Annotated in this window: 19 protein-coding genes; 5 read left to right on the top strand and 14 right to left on the bottom strand. The window is 41.0% G+C overall.

Features of this window, described 5'->3' with window-relative positions; translation table 11 throughout:
• The first annotated feature begins 10 nt into the window (after window positions 1-10).
• Both PSI06_RS00855 and PSI06_RS00850 read left to right on the top strand, forming a co-directional pair.
• Window positions 11-544, top strand: coding sequence for a redoxin domain-containing protein (locus tag PSI06_RS00855; RefSeq protein WP_121636891.1), 534 nt, complete (start codon window positions 11-13; stop codon window positions 542-544).
• 63 nt (window positions 545-607) lie between these two features.
• Window positions 608-1,018 carry a hypothetical protein gene (locus PSI06_RS00850; RefSeq protein ID WP_273603446.1) on the top strand — a complete coding sequence of 137 codons (411 nt, stop codon included), beginning with the start codon at window positions 608-610 and terminating at the stop codon, window positions 1,016-1,018.
• Window positions 1,019-1,137: 119 nt separating this feature from the next.
• On the opposite strand, the gene ssb is transcribed toward PSI06_RS00850, so the two are convergent.
• Together ssb and PSI06_RS00840 are read right to left on the bottom strand one after the other, a co-directional pair.
• On the bottom strand, window positions 1,138-1,842 hold the full coding sequence (gene ssb, locus PSI06_RS00845) for a single-stranded DNA-binding protein (protein ID WP_024032519.1): 705 nt from the start codon (window positions 1,840-1,842) through the stop codon (window positions 1,138-1,140).
• 20 nt (window positions 1,843-1,862) lie between these two features.
• Window positions 1,863-3,230, bottom strand: a complete 1,368-nt coding sequence (locus tag PSI06_RS00840) for an MFS transporter (RefSeq protein WP_024032520.1) — start codon at window positions 3,228-3,230, stop codon at window positions 1,863-1,865.
• 163 nt (window positions 3,231-3,393) lie between these two features.
• Here PSI06_RS00840 and uvrA point away from each other — a divergent pair, with 163 nt between their 5' ends.
• Window positions 3,394-6,213 carry an excinuclease ABC subunit UvrA gene (gene uvrA, locus PSI06_RS00835; RefSeq protein ID WP_273603470.1) on the top strand — a complete coding sequence of 940 codons (2,820 nt, stop codon included), beginning with the start codon at window positions 3,394-3,396 and terminating at the stop codon, window positions 6,211-6,213.
• A gap of 79 nt (window positions 6,214-6,292) precedes the next feature.
• Here uvrA and trpS read toward each other — a convergent pair whose 3' ends face one another.
• The 3 genes from trpS to rpe are packed head-to-tail and all read right to left on the bottom strand — an operon-like array spanning window position 6,293 to window position 8,679.
• Window positions 6,293-7,297: a tryptophan--tRNA ligase gene (gene trpS / locus PSI06_RS00830; protein WP_004589358.1), complete on the bottom strand. Its 1,005-nt coding sequence runs from the start codon at window positions 7,295-7,297 to the stop codon at window positions 6,293-6,295.
• A 33-nt stretch (window positions 7,298-7,330) separates the two neighbouring features.
• Window positions 7,331-7,996: a phosphoglycolate phosphatase gene (locus tag PSI06_RS00825; RefSeq protein WP_273603445.1), complete on the bottom strand. Its 666-nt coding sequence runs from the start codon at window positions 7,994-7,996 to the stop codon at window positions 7,331-7,333.
• Window positions 7,996-8,679 carry a ribulose-phosphate 3-epimerase gene (rpe, locus tag PSI06_RS00820; RefSeq protein ID WP_273603444.1) on the bottom strand — a complete coding sequence of 228 codons (684 nt, stop codon included), beginning with the start codon at window positions 8,677-8,679 and terminating at the stop codon, window positions 7,996-7,998. Before rpe ends, PSI06_RS00825 begins: the two co-directional genes overlap by 1 nt.
• Window positions 8,680-9,105: 426 nt before the next feature.
• Between rpe and PSI06_RS00815 the strand changes: the two genes are divergently transcribed.
• Both PSI06_RS00815 and PSI06_RS00810 read left to right on the top strand, forming a co-directional pair.
• Window positions 9,106-9,402 carry a hypothetical protein gene (locus PSI06_RS00815; protein ID WP_273603443.1) on the top strand — a complete coding sequence of 99 codons (297 nt, stop codon included), beginning with the start codon at window positions 9,106-9,108 and terminating at the stop codon, window positions 9,400-9,402.
• A gap of 3 nt (window positions 9,403-9,405) precedes the next feature.
• Window positions 9,406-9,591: a DUF2970 domain-containing protein gene (locus PSI06_RS00810; protein ID WP_024032525.1), complete on the top strand. Its 186-nt coding sequence runs from the start codon at window positions 9,406-9,408 to the stop codon at window positions 9,589-9,591.
• Here the strand turns inward: PSI06_RS00810 and PSI06_RS00805 are convergent.
• From PSI06_RS00805 to PSI06_RS00765, 9 genes are all read right to left on the bottom strand, one after another.
• Window positions 9,539-10,405, bottom strand: a complete 867-nt coding sequence (locus PSI06_RS00805; RefSeq protein ID WP_004589353.1) for a Dam family site-specific DNA-(adenine-N6)-methyltransferase — start codon at window positions 10,403-10,405, stop codon at window positions 9,539-9,541. The two genes, PSI06_RS00810 and PSI06_RS00805, sit on opposite strands and share 53 nt — an antisense overlap.
• Before the next feature lie 53 nt (window positions 10,406-10,458).
• Window positions 10,459-11,829 (bottom strand): SPOR domain-containing protein, encoded by a 1,371-nt coding sequence (locus PSI06_RS00800; protein ID WP_273603442.1) that lies wholly within the window; start codon window positions 11,827-11,829, stop codon window positions 10,459-10,461.
• Window positions 11,829-12,899: a 3-dehydroquinate synthase gene (gene aroB, locus PSI06_RS00795; protein ID WP_024032528.1), complete on the bottom strand. Its 1,071-nt coding sequence runs from the start codon at window positions 12,897-12,899 to the stop codon at window positions 11,829-11,831. Before aroB ends, PSI06_RS00800 begins: the two co-directional genes overlap by 1 nt.
• A gap of 28 nt (window positions 12,900-12,927) precedes the next feature.
• Window positions 12,928-13,446 (bottom strand): shikimate kinase AroK, encoded by a 519-nt coding sequence (gene aroK, locus PSI06_RS00790; RefSeq protein WP_004589350.1) that lies wholly within the window; start codon window positions 13,444-13,446, stop codon window positions 12,928-12,930.
• Between the two features lie 184 nt (window positions 13,447-13,630).
• Entirely contained in the window at window positions 13,631-15,721 is a 2,091-nt protein-coding gene (locus tag PSI06_RS00785) for a type IV pilus secretin PilQ (protein ID WP_273604969.1), read from the bottom strand.
• A complete protein-coding gene (locus tag PSI06_RS00780) occupies window positions 15,708-16,244 on the bottom strand; it encodes a pilus assembly protein PilP (protein WP_004589348.1) in 537 nt (178 codons plus the stop codon). Before PSI06_RS00780 ends, PSI06_RS00785 begins: the two co-directional genes overlap by 14 nt.
• Window positions 16,241-16,846, bottom strand: a complete 606-nt coding sequence (locus PSI06_RS00775) for a type 4a pilus biogenesis protein PilO (RefSeq protein ID WP_029771863.1) — start codon at window positions 16,844-16,846, stop codon at window positions 16,241-16,243. Before PSI06_RS00775 ends, PSI06_RS00780 begins: the two co-directional genes overlap by 4 nt.
• The gene (locus PSI06_RS00770) at window positions 16,836-17,408 is read right to left on the bottom strand and encodes a PilN domain-containing protein (protein WP_004589346.1); all 573 of its coding nucleotides are present in this window, start codon (window positions 17,406-17,408) and stop codon (window positions 16,836-16,838) included. The genes PSI06_RS00775 and PSI06_RS00770 overlap by 11 nt, the downstream gene beginning before the upstream one ends.
• On the bottom strand, window positions 17,396-18,475 hold the full coding sequence (locus PSI06_RS00765; protein WP_004589345.1) for a pilus assembly protein PilM: 1,080 nt from the start codon (window positions 18,473-18,475) through the stop codon (window positions 17,396-17,398). The genes PSI06_RS00770 and PSI06_RS00765 overlap by 13 nt, the downstream gene beginning before the upstream one ends.
• Window positions 18,476-18,562: the final 87 nt, after the last annotated feature.

Below are 18,562 nucleotides of genomic sequence, written 5' to 3'. Positions count from 1 at the left end.
AGAGGTGTTTATGTCAGAGTCATTTAAATTAATAGCCGGTAATTCATTTCCAACAGTTACTGCACACTTGCTCGATGGGACAACCGCAGATCTAAGTAAGCCGCACGGTGGCGCCGAGTGGCAAATGCTCGTGGTATACAGAGGCAAGCATTGCCCGCTTTGTATGCGTTACTTAAATTTACTAGAAGCGCAATTACCCGCATTAAAGGCACTTGGGGTGAGCGTTTGTGCTGTTTCTGCAGATAGCCGCGCGCAGCTAACACAAAGCATGGACACGCTCGCGGTTAGCTTTCCTATAGCTTATGGTTTAACACAGCAGCAAATGAAACAACTTGGGCTGTATATTTCCTCACCTCGCTCTGAGCAAGAAACCGATCACAACTTTGCAGAGCCCGCTATGTTTGTCGTAAATGAGCAAGGGATATTGCAAGCTGTAAATATTTCTAATGCCCCGTATTTACGCCCTGAGTTAGACGTGGTTGTAAGAGGCTTAAAGTTTATTAAAGAGCAAAATAACTACCCTATTCGCGGCACTGTTGTGTAACCATTTAAATTGCAGCCTTGGCATTTATTACCTTACGGCTGCTTTATTAAGGCATAAGCTTTCATGAAGAATTTATTTAGTAACCTTTTAAATTTAGCCAGCGCGCTTTTTATGTTTAAGTTTGCCCTGCCAAAATTATTAGCAGCGCAAGTAAGCGTTAAAACCTTTAGCTACTTTGCGCAGGTACTGCCCGTTAACGCTAAAATTTATATGTATAGCGTTGGTTTACTGGAGTTGGTAGTGGGTTTAATGATGCTTGCTCTTTTGTTTATTAAAAATGAGAAGCAAAAAGCACTGTTTACCTATGTTGCGTATGTTTTATTGGCGGGTACGTTAATTGGGGCGCTGTTACATGAATATTTTGTTCGCCCCGAGCCAATTGCTCAGTTAGTGACTTACTCAGGCTGCTTTTTAGTTATATGTGCTATTCAATTTTTAGCCTATAGAAAGACGCTAATAGCGCGTTTTGAGTGACTTTAAGGCGTTAAATGGTAGATAGACACTGCACCTTTTGTACTAAAACGTGTAGTTACTTAAAAGCCGCTTAATAGCGGCTTTCTAAAAATTTTTTCAACATTTTGTTTATGTATTCCTCAAAACGGAATGTCGTCATCAAAATCTATTGTTGGTTCCATAGGATTTGATGCACCGCCCTGAGGGGCGTTTTGCGGCTTAGGTGCAAAACCACCTTGCTGCTGTGGCGCATTACTTTGCCCAGGAGCAAAGCCACTGTTGTTTGATTGTTGGTATTGGTTATTTTGCTGTGGAGCAGGTGCTGCAGCTGGGCGTTGTGCTGGTGCAGCTTGTTGTTGTGGTGCATAGCCACCTTGCTGGCTGTTTTGAGCTTGGTTGTTTTGACCATAGCCACCGCCTTGTTGATTATTTTGGTAACCGCCACCTTGTTGGCCGCCTTGATTACCTTGATAACCACCACCTTGCTGATCGCCACCGCGAGCACCTAGCATTTGCATTTGACCCGTAAAGCCATCAACAACGATTTCTGTTGTGTATTTTTCTTGGCCTTGTTGGTCGGTCCATTTACGTGTTTGAAGTTTACCTTCAACGTAAATTTGCGAGCCTTTACGGCAGTACTCACCAACAATTTCAGCTAGCTTGCCAAAAAATACTACACGGTGCCATTCAGTTTTATCAACCATTTGGCCAGTGTTTTTGTCTTTATAGCTGTCTGACGTTGCTAAGGTAATATTTGCTACACCATTGCCATTAGGCATGTAACGAACTTCAGGATCTTGTCCTAAATTACCAACCAAAATTACTTTGTTCACACCGCGTGCCATGGAACCTTCTCCTATAAACGTTAGATTAAACCAGCTACTTTACGTGCTTGGTCTAGGTCAAATTCTTTATCATTAATCTTTAAATAGCTGCGGCTTTCGTCGCGTACTACTGTTGCTTCTATTACGCCAGGTAAAGCAACTAGCTGAGAAGCAAGTGCTTGAGCTTGCTCTTCAGAACTTAAATTGGTCATTAAACTAATAACTTTACTTTTCGGTGGGACTTGCATTTTCCACGCAATAATAAGCCATATTAACCCAACAAGTGCCGCTGCCGCAAACACAGCTTGCGTACTTGTAGTTTGGGCAACATAACCCCCTAAAATACCACCTAAAAAAGCCCCCAAAAACTGGCTAGACGAATACCCACCCATTGCCGAACCTTTTTGGCTAGCGGGAGCAATACGCGATACAAGCGCAGGCATAGTGGCTTCTAAAAAATTAAATGCTACAAAATAAAGCAACATACAAATGGCAATGCCAACTACGCTATTCACCCAAATAGACATAGCAAACATACTAATAGAAAGCAGTGCTACCGAGCCAATAAACGCTTGTTTTTCTTTTTCTTTTTTAATGGCAATAATCATAATAGGGACCATTAAAATAAACGCTAACAGCAATACCGGAATATATAAATACCAATGGTGGTTTGCCACTAAGCCATCTTTTATTAGTTGGCTGGGTAGTACCACAAAAATAGTGGTTAGCGTTAAATGTAGCAGTAATACGCCTGCATTTAAGCGCGATAATTGCGGATGCTTAATAAGCTTTTTAATATCACTAAAGCTTGCCAAGGTATCGCCTTTGGGCGCTTTGTTTACTGCGTTGGGCACTAAAAATAAAATAATACCAATACCGAACACGGCAAGGATTGCAGTTAACCAAAATACTCCCGCTACACCCCACGACGCGGCAACAATAGGCCCAAGTAACATAGCAAAAGCAAAGCTCATCCCTATGCTCATACCAATCACCGCCATTACTTTAGGGCGCTGTTCGTCGCGGCTTAAGTCGCTGGCAAAAGCAAGCAGCGCACTGGCTATAGCGCCCATACCTTGTAGTGCACGGCCCACTGTAACCATTTGAATAGATTCAGCAAGGGCTGCAATAACAGAGCCCAACGCAAACACAACTAAGCCACCAACAATTACTTTTTTACGGCCTATTTTATCTGACAAACGCCCCATAGGAATTTGCAGTACCGCTTGCGTTAAGCCATACGCGCCAATAGCAAATCCTATCCACATAGGCGAAAAACCATCAAGCGATTGGCCATAAATAGCCAATACAGGCATCAGCATAAACAAGCCGAGCATTCTAAATGCAAACACACTCGCCAGCGATACAGCGGCGCGCTTTTCTCGTGAATTAAGTGAAGATGCGGTCATTATCTGCGTATTCTTACGATATGAAAAATTTAGGCTGGGATTCTACCACAAGCTTGGCAATAATTAATCGCCTATAAGTAAGGATTTTTTCGTTGATCATTGATTAATAATGTTTCGTATTATGCGATACTGGACAAATAATTTTGGTAATAAACGAGATAGCATGGAAAACATTGAAGTCCGAGGCGCCCGTACGCACAATTTAAAAGACATCAGCCTAACCATCCCACGTGATAAATTAATTGTTATCACAGGCCTATCTGGTTCGGGAAAGTCATCACTGGCATTTGATACTTTATATGCAGAAGGACAGCGTCGTTATGTTGAGTCACTTTCTGCCTACGCAAGGCAATTTTTATCGTTAATGGAAAAGCCTGACGTTGATCATATTGAAGGCCTCTCTCCCGCCATTTCTATTGAGCAAAAATCTACATCGCACAATCCTCGCTCAACAGTGGGTACCATTACCGAAATATACGATTACTTGCGTTTAATGTTTGCCCGCGTGGGCGAACCACGGTGCCCAACCCACGACTTACCACTTGCAGCACAAACAATTAGCCAAATGGTTGATACCGTTTTAGCACTGCCAGAGGGCACTAAGCTGATGCTTTTAGCGCCAGTAGTTAAAGATCGTAAAGGTGAGCACGTTAAATTACTTGAGCAACTTGCAAGCCAAGGCTACATTCGCGCTCGTATAGACGGCGAAGTATGCGACTTATCAGATCCGCCAACACTTGAGCTTCATAAAAAACACACTATTGAAGTGGTGGTTGACCGCTTTAAAGTAAAAGATGGCCAACAGCAGCGTTTAGCAGAGTCGTTCGAAACCGCACTAGAGATGTCTGGAGGTGTGGCAAATGTAGCCTACATGGACGACAGCACGATAGAAGAAATGCTGTTCTCGGCAAATTTTGCCTGCCCTACCTGTGGCTACGCAATGACCGAATTAGAACCGCGTTTATTTTCGTTTAATAACCCTGCCGGTGCGTGTCAAAGCTGTGATGGTTTAGGCGTACGCCAATACTTTGATCCTAACCGTGTGGTACATAACCCTGAGCTCAGCCTTGCCGGTGGTGCTATTAAAGGCTGGGATAAACGCAGCTTTTATTATTTTCAAATGCTACAGGCGGTCGCCGAGCACTATAACTTTGATTTAGATGTGCCATTTGAAAAGCTGGCTAAAGAATCGAAAAAAATTATTTTAGAAGGCTCAGGGCAAACAAAAATAGCCTTTAACTACCGTAACGACAGAGGCGATTTAATAACACGCAACCACGAGTTTGAAGGCGTGTTAAACAACATGAACCGTCGCTATCGCGAAACTGAGTCAAACTCAGTGCGTGAAGAACTCGCTAAATATCAAACTAGCCAAGCGTGTCCTAGTTGTCATGGCTCGCGTTTACGCCAAGAAGCACGCCACGTATTTATAGGTCAAACAAACCTACCTGCTATTACGACTATGAGTATTGGCGAAGCGATGGACTTTTTTGAAGGGCTATCACTAACAGGCCAAAAAGCCCAAATAGCTGAAAAGATCCTGAAAGAAATTCGCGACCGCTTATCGTTTTTAATTAATGTAGGCCTTAATTACTTATCACTTGAGCGCAGTGCCGATACCCTCTCAGGTGGTGAAGCCCAGCGTATTCGTTTAGCCAGCCAAATAGGTGCAGGCCTTGTGGGCGTAATGTACGTACTGGATGAACCATCAATTGGTTTACACCAGCGCGATAACGACCGTTTATTACAAACATTGGTACATTTACGCGACTTAGGTAATACCGTTATTGTTGTTGAGCACGACGAAGACGCGATTCGCGCAGCCGATCACATTATTGATATTGGCCCAGGTGCGGGTGTACACGGCGGACATATTATTGCACAAGGTACACGTGACGATATTTTAGCCACTAAAGACTCAGTAACTGGCCAGTTTTTATCAGGCGTGCGCAAAATAGAAGTGCCACAAGAGCGTAACCCAACCAGCGAAAAATGGCTTGAGCTATTTGGCGCAACAGGGAATAACCTAAAAAATGTAGATTTAAAAATTCCATTTGGCTTATTAACCTGTATTACAGGGGTATCGGGCTCAGGTAAATCAACGCTCATTAACGATACACTCTTTAAGCTTGCGCATACTGAGCTTAATGGCGCGACCACAGCAGAAGCCGCGCCTTACAAATCAATTAGTGGCCTTGATCATTTTGACAAAGTGATTGATATTGACCAAAGCCCAATTGGTCGCACACCGCGCTCAAACCCTGCAACCTACACAGGTATTTTTACCGGTATTCGTGAGTTATTTGCAGGGACACAAGAAGCCCGCTCTCGCGGCTATAAAGTAGGTCGCTTTAGCTTTAACGTGAAAGGCGGGCGCTGTGAAGCCTGCCAAGGTGATGGTGTAATTAAAGTAGAAATGCACTTTTTACCTGATGTATATGTACCGTGTGATGTATGTAAGGGCGCGCGCTATAACCGCGAAACCTTAGAAGTACAATACAAAGGTAAAAACATTCACCAAGTGCTCGAAATGACCGTTGAAGACGCGCACGACTACTTTGATAAAATACCTGCAATAGCGCGTAAACTTAAAACGCTAATGGACGTTGGTTTATCGTATATTCGTTTGGGGCAAGCTGCTACCACGCTCTCTGGTGGTGAAGCACAACGTGTAAAACTGGCTCGTGAGCTATCTAAACGCGATACAGGTAAAACACTGTATATACTTGATGAGCCAACAACCGGCCTTCACTTTGCCGATATTGAACAACTACTTGTGGTATTACATCGCCTGCGCGATCATGGTAATACCATTGTGGTAATTGAGCATAACTTAGATGTGGTTAAAACCGCAGACTGGGTGGTTGATTTAGGCCCTGAAGGGGGCGCTGGCGGCGGTGAAATACTCATTGCAGGCACGCCTGAAGAAGTAGCCGAATGTGAACGCTCGCATACTGGGCATTACCTAAAGCCATTGCTTTAAGATAGATAATAAAAAGTATTCATTAAAAGTCACAAAAATGCCGCTAAATTTAGCGGCATTTTTATTTGCTTATACTAATTTATGTACGAGGAATAAACCCTAGTGCATCGTAAACCGATTTAAGTGTTTTTTCTGCACGTACACTGGCTTTTTCTGCGCCTGATTTCATGATGCTATCAAGTAGGTTTTGATCTTCTCTGATCTCTTTAAAACGTGCTTGGATTGGCTCAATCATGCTAACAACTGCATCGGCTGTGTCTTTTTTCAGGTGGCCATACATTTTATCTTCATACTCTGGCACTAAGTCTTCAATTGAGCGCTTAGTGGCTACGCTTAATAAAGTAAGTAAATTAGAAACGCCTGGCTTTTCAGCACGGTCAAAGTAAATACGCGCTTGCTCGTCTGAATCGGTTACTGCTTTTTTAAGCTTTTTCTCAATCTTTTTAGGCTCATCTAATAGCATGATGTAGCCATTAGGGTTTTCGTCAGACTTAGACATTTTTTTGAGCGGATCCTGAAGGCTCATTACACGTGCGCCAAATTCGGGAATATATGGCTCAGGTAACTTAAATACGTCACCGTATAAATTATTAAAGCGTGTAGCTATATCACGCGTTAGCTCTAAGTGCTGCTTTTGGTCATCCCCTACCGGTACTTGGTCAGCTTGGTATAATAAAATATCCGCTGCTTGCAATACTGGGTACGAAAATAAACCGACGTTTACATTGTTAGCATGCTTAGATGACTTGTCTTTAAACTGGGTCATGCGGTTAAGCTCGCCCATTTGCGCATAACAATTTAGCACCCATGCTAACTGCGCGTGTTCTGGCACTTGCGACTGTACAAATAAGGCCGATTTTTCAGGGTCTATGCCACATGCCGCGTATAACGCTATACCATCTAATACACGAGAGCGAAGAAGTTCAGGCTCTTGGCGAACAGTAATCGCGTGTAAATCAACAAGCATAAAGAAACTTTCGTGGTCTTCCTGTAGCTTTAGCCACTGGTTAATAGCGCCAACATAGTTGCCTATTGTCATACCACCGGTTGGCTGAATGCCACTTAAAACTACTGGTTTACTCATGATTTTCCTTTACTGTTTAGTTAATTAAAAATTTTAACGCTGTGTTAGTGTTGGTATTATATCTAAGAAGTTATCGCATAGGTACTGTGGATTATAATCCTCAAGATTTTCGCCTTGGTTATAACCATAATCCACCGCTATTACATCAATTTTAGCGGCATGTGCTGCCAATATATCGCTTTTTGAATCGCCAATCATAATAGCCTTACTCGGCTCAACATTCAGCTTTTTACATGCATACAATAAAGGCGCTGGTGAAGGCTTTTTAGCCATATCGTCTCCACACACTATCACTTCAAAGTGACTGGTAAGGGAAAGCTTATCAAGTAGTAGCTCGGTAAATAGACGCGCCTTATTAGTAACAAGTGCTTTTGGCATGCCCCGCAAAGCACTGAGCCCTGTTTCTACATGCTGATACAACACACTATACTTGCCCACTAGCTGCTCATAATGTTGGTAAAATAAGGCAATGGCTTTTGCACTAAGCGCTTCCTCTAAATGTTCGCTAATTTGCATATCGCCGCTGAGTGCACGTTTGACTAGGGTTTCAATACCGTTGCCTATCCAGCTTTCAACCAAGCTTTGGCTAACAATAGGAAACGCTAAATCACTCAGTGTTAAGTTTACTGCTAGGTATAAATCGTAAACGCTATCAACAAGTGTGCCGTCAAGGTCGAACAAAGCTACATCATATTTCATTACTTTACGTTTCCTAACTGCTCACGCATTTGATCAATAACAACTTTGTAATCAGGCTCATTAAAAATAGCAGACCCTGCTACAAACATATCGGCACCTGCTTGCGCTGCTGCGGCTATGTTATCAACTTTAATACCACCATCTAATTCTAGGCGAATATCACGACCCGACTCAACTATACGCTGCTTTGCTTGAGCTAGTTTTTCAAGGGTGTGGGGAATAAAGCTTTGGCCGCCATAGCCTGGGTTTACCGACATTAATAAAATAGTATCTAGCTTATCAATAACGTGATCGAGGTAGCTAAGGCTAGTGGCAGGGTTAAATACTAAGCCTGCTTTACAACCATGGTCTTTAATGAGCTGTATGGTGCGGTCTATATGCTCGCTGGCCTCAGGGTGAAAAGTAATTATTGATGCGCCGGCCTCTGCAAACAAAGGAATTATACTATCGACTGGTTTTACCATTAGGTGCACATCTATAGGCGCTGTTACACCGTAATCTCTAAGCGCTTTACACACCATAGGCCCAATAGTGAGATTAGGCACGTAGTGATTGTCCATGACATCAAAATGTACTACATCAGCGCCTGCAGCGAGTACTTTATCCACATCTTCGCCTAATTTTGCAAAATCGGCAGACAAAATAGAAGGCGCAATTAAGTATTTTTGTTCAGGGTTTAACATAGTAATCCGTCAATCAGTAAAGTATGCCTTAATGTACCGTAAATGCTGAAGTTTCCCAAGTAATACACTGTAAATTAGGCATAACTAAAATTTCGATTTAAATATATAAGTATTTATTTATAAAAAGCTTTAGGGCGTGTTGAGCTTTAATGCTTGAGTTTTGGGCAGCGTGTTTAATTTTTGGCAAGGCCGTGAGTAGGACACACAAGCTTTGCTTACATGATGTAAGCTATTAGATTAACGCAAGAGCAGTTATTGTGCCCACTCGATTACAAACTTCGGGGCGCGATTTAAAAACTCTTAGCTTGAGAACACACTTTAACTCATAAGTTTCAACAGGCCTTAGCTATTACAGATAAATATTAGTTTGTTATTTATACAGCTTTTGTTATTATTAAAGGAGTAACTTAATTTTAGGCTAATATTATGCGTGCATTTAAAACAGGGATCTTAATTGCGTCGGCATTGTTATTTATTGGGGCATTTAGTTTTGCGCCAAGTTCTGAGCAAGAATTAAGCTTAGTTAGCAATTGTCAGCATCAGGCAAGTAGTAAAAACGCTTCAAATACCTTAACGTGTGCGAAAGTAGAAGAAGACTCATCGTGGTTTTCGTGGCTAACAGGCGATAGCCGCAGTGCGCAGTTTCATTATTTAGATTTATTAGAGCTATTAACTAGCTCAGAAGACGCTAAGAATACGCCTTCAATAAAACCTCTATTTTAAATAATGCTGCACTTTATTAGCGCGTTGCAAAGTGTGCTAGCAGCATTTTTTGGTGTGCAATCAGAGCACAAACGCCAAGCCGACTTCCAGCAACACTCCCCTCTTTTTATTATTGCTTTAGCTGTGCTGTTTTTTGTTATTTTTGTAGTGACAATTTACGCAGTGGTTGCTTGGGTGCTAAATACATAGCCATTAGCTCGTCAACCTTGTTGCGTGATCCACCTTTAGGGCTGATAGTACGTTTTACCTGAATTTTACCAAGTGTAGCTTGGCTATAAATTTTTCGCGTCCATACGGTATCGTGATTAGATATAAGCACTGGGGTATTGTTTTCAAACGCGGCTTGCTCGGCTAAGTTTGCCAAGTTTGCTTGATCGTCTAAATTAAACCCGCCTTTAGCATAAGAGGTAAACGACGCTGTTTTACTTAGCGGTACATAAGGCGGATCGCAATAAATAACCGCATTGTTTGGCACAAGCTTAAATACATCATCGTAGCTTAGGCAGGTAAATGTGGCTTTTTGTGCTTTTTCGGCAAAAAAATACATTTCTTTTTCTGGAAAATAAGGCTTTTTATATTTACCAAATGGCACGTTAAAAATGCCTTTGAGGTTATACCTACACAGCCCATTGTAACCATGGCGATTCATGTATAAAAAGAGCATTGCGCGCTCATATACATCATTGCTTTTATTAAACTGTACACGGTATTCGTAGTAAGCGTCTGGGTGGTTATTTAAATCAACAAATAGTTTTTTAGAGTCACTTATAAACTCATCAGGCGAGCGCTTGAGCTCTTTGTATAAGTTAATTAAATCAGCATTGATGTCGTTGAGTAAATAGTGTTTAAAATTACTATTTAAAAATACCGAGCCTGCACCTACAAAAGGTTCTACCAAGGTTTCAGCGTGTTTGCTGGCTTGAGATAAACGTGCATTAATATCTTCAACTAGGCTGTATTTACCGCCAGCCCATTTAAGGAAGGCTCTACTCTTTTGTTGCATTGGTTCTTAACTTCAATCTGCTGTAGCGCGATTTTACACTAAAGTGAGTCAGTTTACTGATCAAGTCGTGCAATTTCTTGTTTTATTTTGCTGATTTTTTTATAAAAAGGCTTGTTCTTTCTAAGCGCGCTCGACAAGGCAGACAACGCACTTTTAGCATCAGCGAGTGATGCATAACTGCCAATAGTAACCACCCACCACACTTTATTATTTCGCTTAGTTTGATATACCTTAGCGCGCTGGCTTAAATTATGTTGAATAATAAACTCACGGGTGATTTTTTCCTGTGTAACGGCTAGCAGCTGCACAGTTGTATTATTATCTGGCTGAGCTAAATACCAAGCGTTATCTGATACGTTATTTGAGGTTTTAGGCTGCGGGCTTTCTTTATCGTCACTTTCAATTGGCTCAATAGTCTCAGGAGTGTTTAAGCTTTGTGGTAACGCTTCGCTTTGCTCACTCTGAGCGCTTTGTTGAGCTTGGTGCGTTAGGCTTTGCATTATCGCCGGCACATCGTTTTTATGAGGCGCTACATTCTCTTGTGATTTATCGCTGACCGCCTCTAAAGGCAAATCCGCTTTTGAAATATCAGAATTGTCATTACTGACTTCTTTATTCGCGCTTGGGATAGCGGTAATTTTAGAAGCAGGAATAGCGGTATCTATGCCTTGGCTTTGTTGATTTTGATAGTACGTTTGCCACCACTGGGTCATGTCATTTTTATACAGCAAACCAATGATAAGTAGCATAATTATAATTAACAACGAGATTAAGTGTACTCGCCACGACACTTTATCTTTTTTTACAATATCAGCCACATGCTCGGTTGGCTGCCATGCTAATAATAAGCTGGGGTTGCCTTTCGCTTCATTTAAAAATGCACTAAATACGGGGTCTTCATCGTACGGTAAATTAGGAAAATACCAGCTCATTAGCTGTTTAGATTCATGTGCAGACAAAGGCTCTAAGTAAATTTCAACGGCATTATTAATTGCCAGCTTTGATTGCGAAGCTAGCATGATATAAAGCGTTACAGGGCTGTTTTTGGCAAGTAACTCTAACTCCTGTAATAGCTCTTCAGATAGGTGCCTTGCATTATCGAGCACCCATAAACAGGCCTCACACGGCTGCTGCTGCAACAGCTGGTAAAAGTTTTCACTTAACGATAAATCGTGATCAATCAGCGGAGAGTTAAAGCTTTGCTCTAATATATCACTCATCAGTGATACATCATTTACATTGGCACTTACTTGTACAAATGCTTTATTAAAACTGTTGTATTTGTCGGTGATAAAGGTTTCGAGCATATAACTTTTGCCTAAGCCAGAGGTGCCTAGTAATACAATTAAGTTTTGCCCGTATTCAAATTGCAGAGCGATTCTATCCACCAACGCCGCACGGCTTGGTAAAATTTGCGCCTGCATTATTGCTCGATTAACGCTCTAACTTGGTCGTCTGATACGTCATCTACCAATGCGCATTGACCAAATTGAGTAGGTAAAATAAAGCGGATAGTGCCTTTTTTATTTTTTTTGTCTTTACGCATATGCATTAAAAACTGCTCAGCAGTCATTTCACTTGGGATCTCAGTCGGTAAATTATAAAGCTTGAGTAGCGTTACAATTCTATCTACCTCAGTTTGCGATAAATCACCGCGTGTATGCGCTAATTTAGCAGCAAGTACCATTCCGGTAGCAACAGCCTCGCCATGTAGCCATACACCGTATCCCATTTGCGCTTCAATTGCATGCGCAAAGGTATGCCCTAAGTTGAGTAATGCACGAAGGCCATTTTCTTTTTCATCTTGCGCCACGATAAGCGCTTTAATTTCACAACATCTATAAATAATATGCTGCAAACTTGCTTCATCTAGTTGCTGTAGCTTTTCTACATTTTGCTCAATAAAAGCAAATAGCTCGGTATCGTAAATTAAACCATACTTAATAACTTCGGCCATACCCGCAGCAAATTCGCGCGCCGGTAAAGTGTGAAGTGAATTAGTATCAATAAAAACCGCTTGCGGCTGATAAAACGCCCCAATCATGTTTTTACCCAGTGGGTGATTTACCGCTGTTTTGCCCCCTACAGAGGAGTCAACTTGTGATAGTACCGTGGTCGGAATTTGAATAAACGGTACACCGCGCTGATAACATGCAGCAACAAAGCCTGTTAAATCGCCAATAACGCCGCCACCTAGTGCAATTAAGCATGTGTCTCGGCCGCAATTATTTTGCAATAAAAAAGCAGATATTTTCTCAAACCATTCAAGTGACTTGTATTGCTCACCATCGGGAATGACAAAAGAAAGAGGGTCTAGATCAGCTAACGAATCAAGCAGTCCTTGTAAATATAAAGGCGCAACTGTGTCGTTAGTGATAATGATAGGCCGACAATCACCAATGTGGTGAACAAGGCGGCCATTATCTTGAAGTGCAGATTGACCAATAAAAATAGGATAACTTCGCTCGTCCAAATTAACAGTTAATTCAAGCATGCTTTGTTATTTCCTTTATTATCGGTTTTTAAAAATCTAATTTCTCGATGATTTGGTTAGCAACAACTTTAGCGCTTTGCTCATCGGTGCGTACGACAAAATCGGCAACTTCTTTGTATAGTGGCTCGCGTTCTTCTGCTAAGCGCTCTAGTACATTACGAGGTGCTTCTTCAGTTTGCAGTAATGGGCGACGCTTGTCGCGTTGCGTGCGTGCAACTTGCTTTTCTATAGGTGTCTCTAGGTATACAACGATACCACGAGCCGAAAGCTTGTTTCGAACTTCTTTACTCATTACTGAACCACCACCGGTTGCAAGTACAATACCTTGCATTTCGGTTAAGTCGCCAATAACAGATTCTTCACGAAGTCTAAAGCCTTCTTCACCCTCAAGATCAAACACCCAGGCAATATCTGCACCGGTACGGCGTTCGATTTCTTGATCAGAATCGACAAATTCAAGGTGTAATTGGTCAGCGATGTGACGACCAATCGTGCTTTTGCCAGCCCCCATGGGGCCAACTAGAAATATATTACGTTTCTCAGCCATATCTTTTAGTACAAACGAACTCTAAAATTTGAAATAAAACCCCGCCTAACGACCTGGCCCCAAAATTAAGGAGGGGATTATCTCAGTAATTGGCCGGGTATTTCAAGTCTATTACAATAAAAAGCCATATAACGAGCAATTATTATCAATAAACACTCGTTGACGAACATAAAACCACTAAATTTTAGTCTATTTGTATTTTCGGTGTCACGAAAATAAGTAATTCACGTTTCTCATTAAACTCGCTGGTGCTCTTAAATAAGCGTCCAACATACGGAATATCACCAAGTACAGGTACTTTATTTGTGGTATTAATTATTTGCTGCTGAAAAATACCACCCAGCACAACGGTTTGGCCGTTATCAACCAGCACTTGTGTTTCAATTTGTTGAGTGTCTATAGAAACCGCTTCACCTGTTCCGGTTTGAACCGTTTCGCCACGAGTATCTTGTGTAATAACTAAGTCTAAAATAACTTTGTTATCAGGCGTAATATGCGGTGTAACCTCAAGGCTCAATACCGCTTTTTTAAAGCTTACAGTAGTAGCACCACTTGAGGCTGATTCGGTATAGGGGATTTCAGTACCTTGCTCAATACGTGCTTTTTGCTGATTAGCTGCGGTAATGCGCGGGCTCGCAATAATCTCACCTTTATTTTCTTCTTCTAAAGCACTAAGCTCTAAATCAATTAAAGTGCCATTAGCCAACTTAGCTATGTGTAAACCAATACTTGCCGCAGGGTTAGTAATAGGTAGGTTTACATTAAGACGGTCTGATAAATCAGGAATAGTGCCATTTGAGATAGACTCAGCTCCTTCAAGCGAGCCAGAGATACCATCGCTATCTTGTTGATCACTAAACCCCCAACGCACGCCTAAATCTTCTGTGACGTTATCGCGCACTGTTACCATACGTGATTCAATAACAACCTGTTGCACTGGAATATCGAGTGTTTCAATCATACGGCGAATACTCTCAATGCTCTTCGCTGTATCTTTAATAAGTAATGTATTGGTACGCTGGTCAACCGATACACTGCCTCGGGCAGAAATGATGCTGTTAGTATCGGTTTTGAGTAAATCCGCAAAATCTTCAGCCTTAGCGTAGTTTAAACGAATATACTCACTGTAAAGCGGCTCTAAATCCTCGACCTTTTGTTTTGCTAGTAAATCTTTAGCTTCACGTGCAGCGAGCTCTTCAGCTGGCGCAACCATCAATATAGAGCCATCCATGCGCTTATCAAGGCCTTTAATACGCAGTACAACATCTAAAGCTTGATCCCATGGAACGCCATCTAAACGAAGCGTAATATTGCCGGTTACTGAGTCACTCGTTACTAAGTTAAACTCGTTATAACCCGCTATGATTTGCAGTACAGCTCTAACCGAAATATCTTGGAAGTTTAAGGTCATTGGACGACCTTGATATTCCTTGCCGCCATCTAAATAGGCATTTTGCGTTTCATCTTTTTCAATGGTTAACGTTAAAATATTATCTATCTGCTGGTAGGTAAAGGTAAAAGCAGCATTAGGCTCAATAACTACACGGCTTAAGCTATCTTCTTTAAAGGTTTCAATGGTACTTACTACAGCACCAAAATCTAGCACATCTAATTCATACAGTAAGTCGTCTAAAATATCTGTGTGATGAAACTCTGCAATTATTTTTCCACCACTTTCATGTACTTCTATTGCAGCTTGCGTGTCTTGTAAAAATACTAAAACTTTTGCTTCACCTTTTTCACCACGGCGAAAATCAATAGATTGAATCCGATTAATATAAGCGCTTGAGGCATCATAACCATTGCTGCTTTCATCAGAAGCTTGCTCAGTAAGCGGGTTATCAGATACGCGCAACGACACTAAGTTATTATTAACTTGTGTTTCGTATATTTTTAAACGCTCTAAATTTACCGTAACTTTTAAGCCTTGCTCTGTCAGTACGCTGCTTACACTGTTAATACCTGCGTGATCGACCGGCACATTTTCAAGACCCTGTTCTAGTTCTGCACCATCAAATAGCATTTCTATGCGCGCTGGTGTGTTGTGTACTTGAATTTTAGGTTGTTGTGTTAGCTCTTCGTCAAATACAAGTTGTAACTCTGTCTCGCCTTTTAGCAAGGGGTTATAACGTACATCATAAAGTAGCGGCGCTGCACTGGCTGTTTTTGCAACAAAAAGAGCCAATATGACAAATAACATCGTTTGAAAACGATGATGCCAAAGTACATCCTTATGCATGTGTGTTTTACCTTTTTTATTATTAATTTGCGCCATTATTTGCCGCCTCTAACATTTCCAATTTAGTCAGCCGCTCTTTCCAACAACCCGACCCATCAGGGATTAATTCAACTAGTTCTACATAATCACTACTTACAGACTTAACTTTACCGTCATACGTCCCTAAGTAATTATTTACAGTTACCCTATGCAGCGTTTCATCCGCTGCGGTGATCAGTGCCCACATTTGCCCGTTAGAGCCTAATGTACCTTTCATTGATAAGTTATCGAGCGGGTACTTTTCTAGTGGCTCTCTCACTCTATCAGGGTCAGGGTGTAAACAATTTTTAACTTGCGTTAGTTTATTTTGAATAATTTCAGGCTGCGGAGCCACAAAAGGGCTGCGTAACTGCGATGCATTATATTCAAAATGTTCAAACTGCGTTAATTCAGGTATTTCCTCTACTTTAGCAGTAGTGCTTGCCTTAACTTGGTCAATAAATTCTTTTTGCTCAGACGTATCGTCGTTACAACCTGCCAACAATAAAACTGACAATGATAATAAAGGGACTAATCTCACTTTTTAACCCCTTCTTCATAACGATATGTTTTTGCTACCACACTGAATGTTAGTTGCTTTTCGCCAGATGATACAATCGAAAAGTCATGTAAACTTACAATTCGTGGTAATTGGGCTACTTTTCCTACAAACTCACCAAATTCATGGTAAGTGCCTATTACTTCAATTTTAATTGGCAACTCAGTATAAAACTCTTTTTCGACTTCAGGTAACCAGCCAATTTTCAAAAATGTTAAACCGCTAGTAGTACCTACATAAGATAAATCGTCTAACAGGCCAGGGGTTTCATTTGAGGTAGGTAATCGCTTTAGTAGTTTAGAAAACTTATCTTCCATTTCAACCATTTGCTCGCGGTATATGTCAAGCTTACTGGCTACGGCATACTTTGTTCTGTAGGTACTGCGTAGCTCTACTTCTTTAGCTACCGCGCTGTGATAGCTGTCTATTTCATCAGATACCAATAGGCTATAACTAAAAAACAACACTAAACCGGCTATAAATAAGCAACAAATTGCTTTTACTGCAACGGGCCACTCGCCAATGTTGTCGAGCTCAATTTCATTCCAATCTATTTCATTTAAGGCTTTTAAATCAAGGTTCATCACTTACCTCACCAATTTCATCAAATGGTTTTACGTAAAACTCCATATTAAAATCACTGAGTAACCGTGATGTTTGATCGCCTGCCACAATGCCTTGCATGGTAGGTCTTTCTAATAAATATGAGCCTTGTACCTGACGCAGCATAGTAGATAAACGATTGTTTGATTCACTGCGCCCTACTACATCAATTTGACTACCACGGCGCTCAAGCTTAGTTAAATACACGCCTTGAGGAACAATCTTAGCTACTTCATCCATAATTTGAGTACCTAAATTACGGCTGCTTTGTAGCTCTTCAATCAAATGCATACGTTGTTGTAAGTTTTCTTTTTTTCTATCTAAACCTCTTATTTCACTGATTTTTTTATCAAGCATGCTGATTTCTGAGCTTAAATAATTATTTTTTAAATTTTGACCATCTTTTAAACCCGCATAAAAAGAACTAAGTAAATACATACTTAAAAAACAAAATACTGCAACGGCCACTAAAATTGTTATAAATTTCTTTTTTGATTCTTCACGCTGTAGCTCTCGCCACGGCAATAGATTTATATGTGGCATGATGAAAAGCTCCTTAATGCCAAACCAGTAGCAATTGCAAACTGCGTTCTATTTCGCTGCATTACATTTCTGTCTACTTTTGGCGAAACTTCCATATTTGCAAATGGTTCAGCAACCACAGCATGAATACCGAGCTCTTCAATTAACAACCTATCTAAACCGTCAATCATCGATGTTCCGCCGGTTAGCACAATATAATCTACTTGATCTTTACCTGTGGTTGTTAAAAACATTTGTACCGCACGGCGCACTTGTTGCAATAATGATGTTTGAAACGGTGCCAGCACTTCAAAGGTATAATTAGGGGGTAAGTCACCCGTTGTTTTGCCTATTTCAGCCTCATCAAAGCCTTTGTTATAATAAGACACAATGCTGTTAGTATATTGGTCGCCACCAAATACTTGGTCACGGGTATAAATTGTTTCTCCCGCTTGAACAACACTGACCAGCATTAAAACAGCGCCAATATCTACCACAGCAACACACTTATTAAAGGCGTCACTTGGTAATTGCTGATAATACACATCCATTGCTCTACTTAACGCATAGCTTTCAACATCAACCACTTTAGCGGTTAAGTTTGCCGCCTCAAGTGCGCCCACACGGGCTTCAACACTTTCTGTACGCGCAGCAGATAACAACACATTCATTTTACTCGGGTCGGCTTCGTTGGTAGAGAGCTTTTCAAAATCTAAACTCACTTCATCAAGAGGGTAAGGTATTAAGCTGTCAGCTTCTATTTCAATTTGGGACTCTAATTCAGCGTCACTTAATGAAACATCCATAAAAATAACTTTAGTGATAACGGTTTGCCCTGATACAGCCACTGCCGCTGATTTTAAAGATTTTGGTAGTTTTCTTTTTAATTTTGTAATTATGTTACCAATTGCTTCAATATCCTGAATAGAGCGCTCGCTCATTGCGCCTTTTGGCATAGGTTCAATTGCAAGTGCTTCTAGTCGAAATCCCGTTTCAATTTCACTTAAAAGCACTGCTTTGATAGAGTGCGATCCGATATCAATTCCGACCATCGCAGTGGATGGCTTTTGAAATAGTTGACTTAGCATGTTTGCAACTTGACCTTTGTTTTAATAATAAACAAGTTATAATTTTTTTAGTAAAAAATATTATTCATTTTTTAATCAATATATACT

It is taken from the genome of Pseudoalteromonas sp. GABNS16E (genome assembly GCF_028598715.1).
Lineage (GTDB): Bacteria > Pseudomonadota > Gammaproteobacteria > Enterobacterales > Alteromonadaceae > Pseudoalteromonas > Pseudoalteromonas atlantica.
This window is presented reverse-complemented; position numbering and strand designations above follow the sequence as displayed.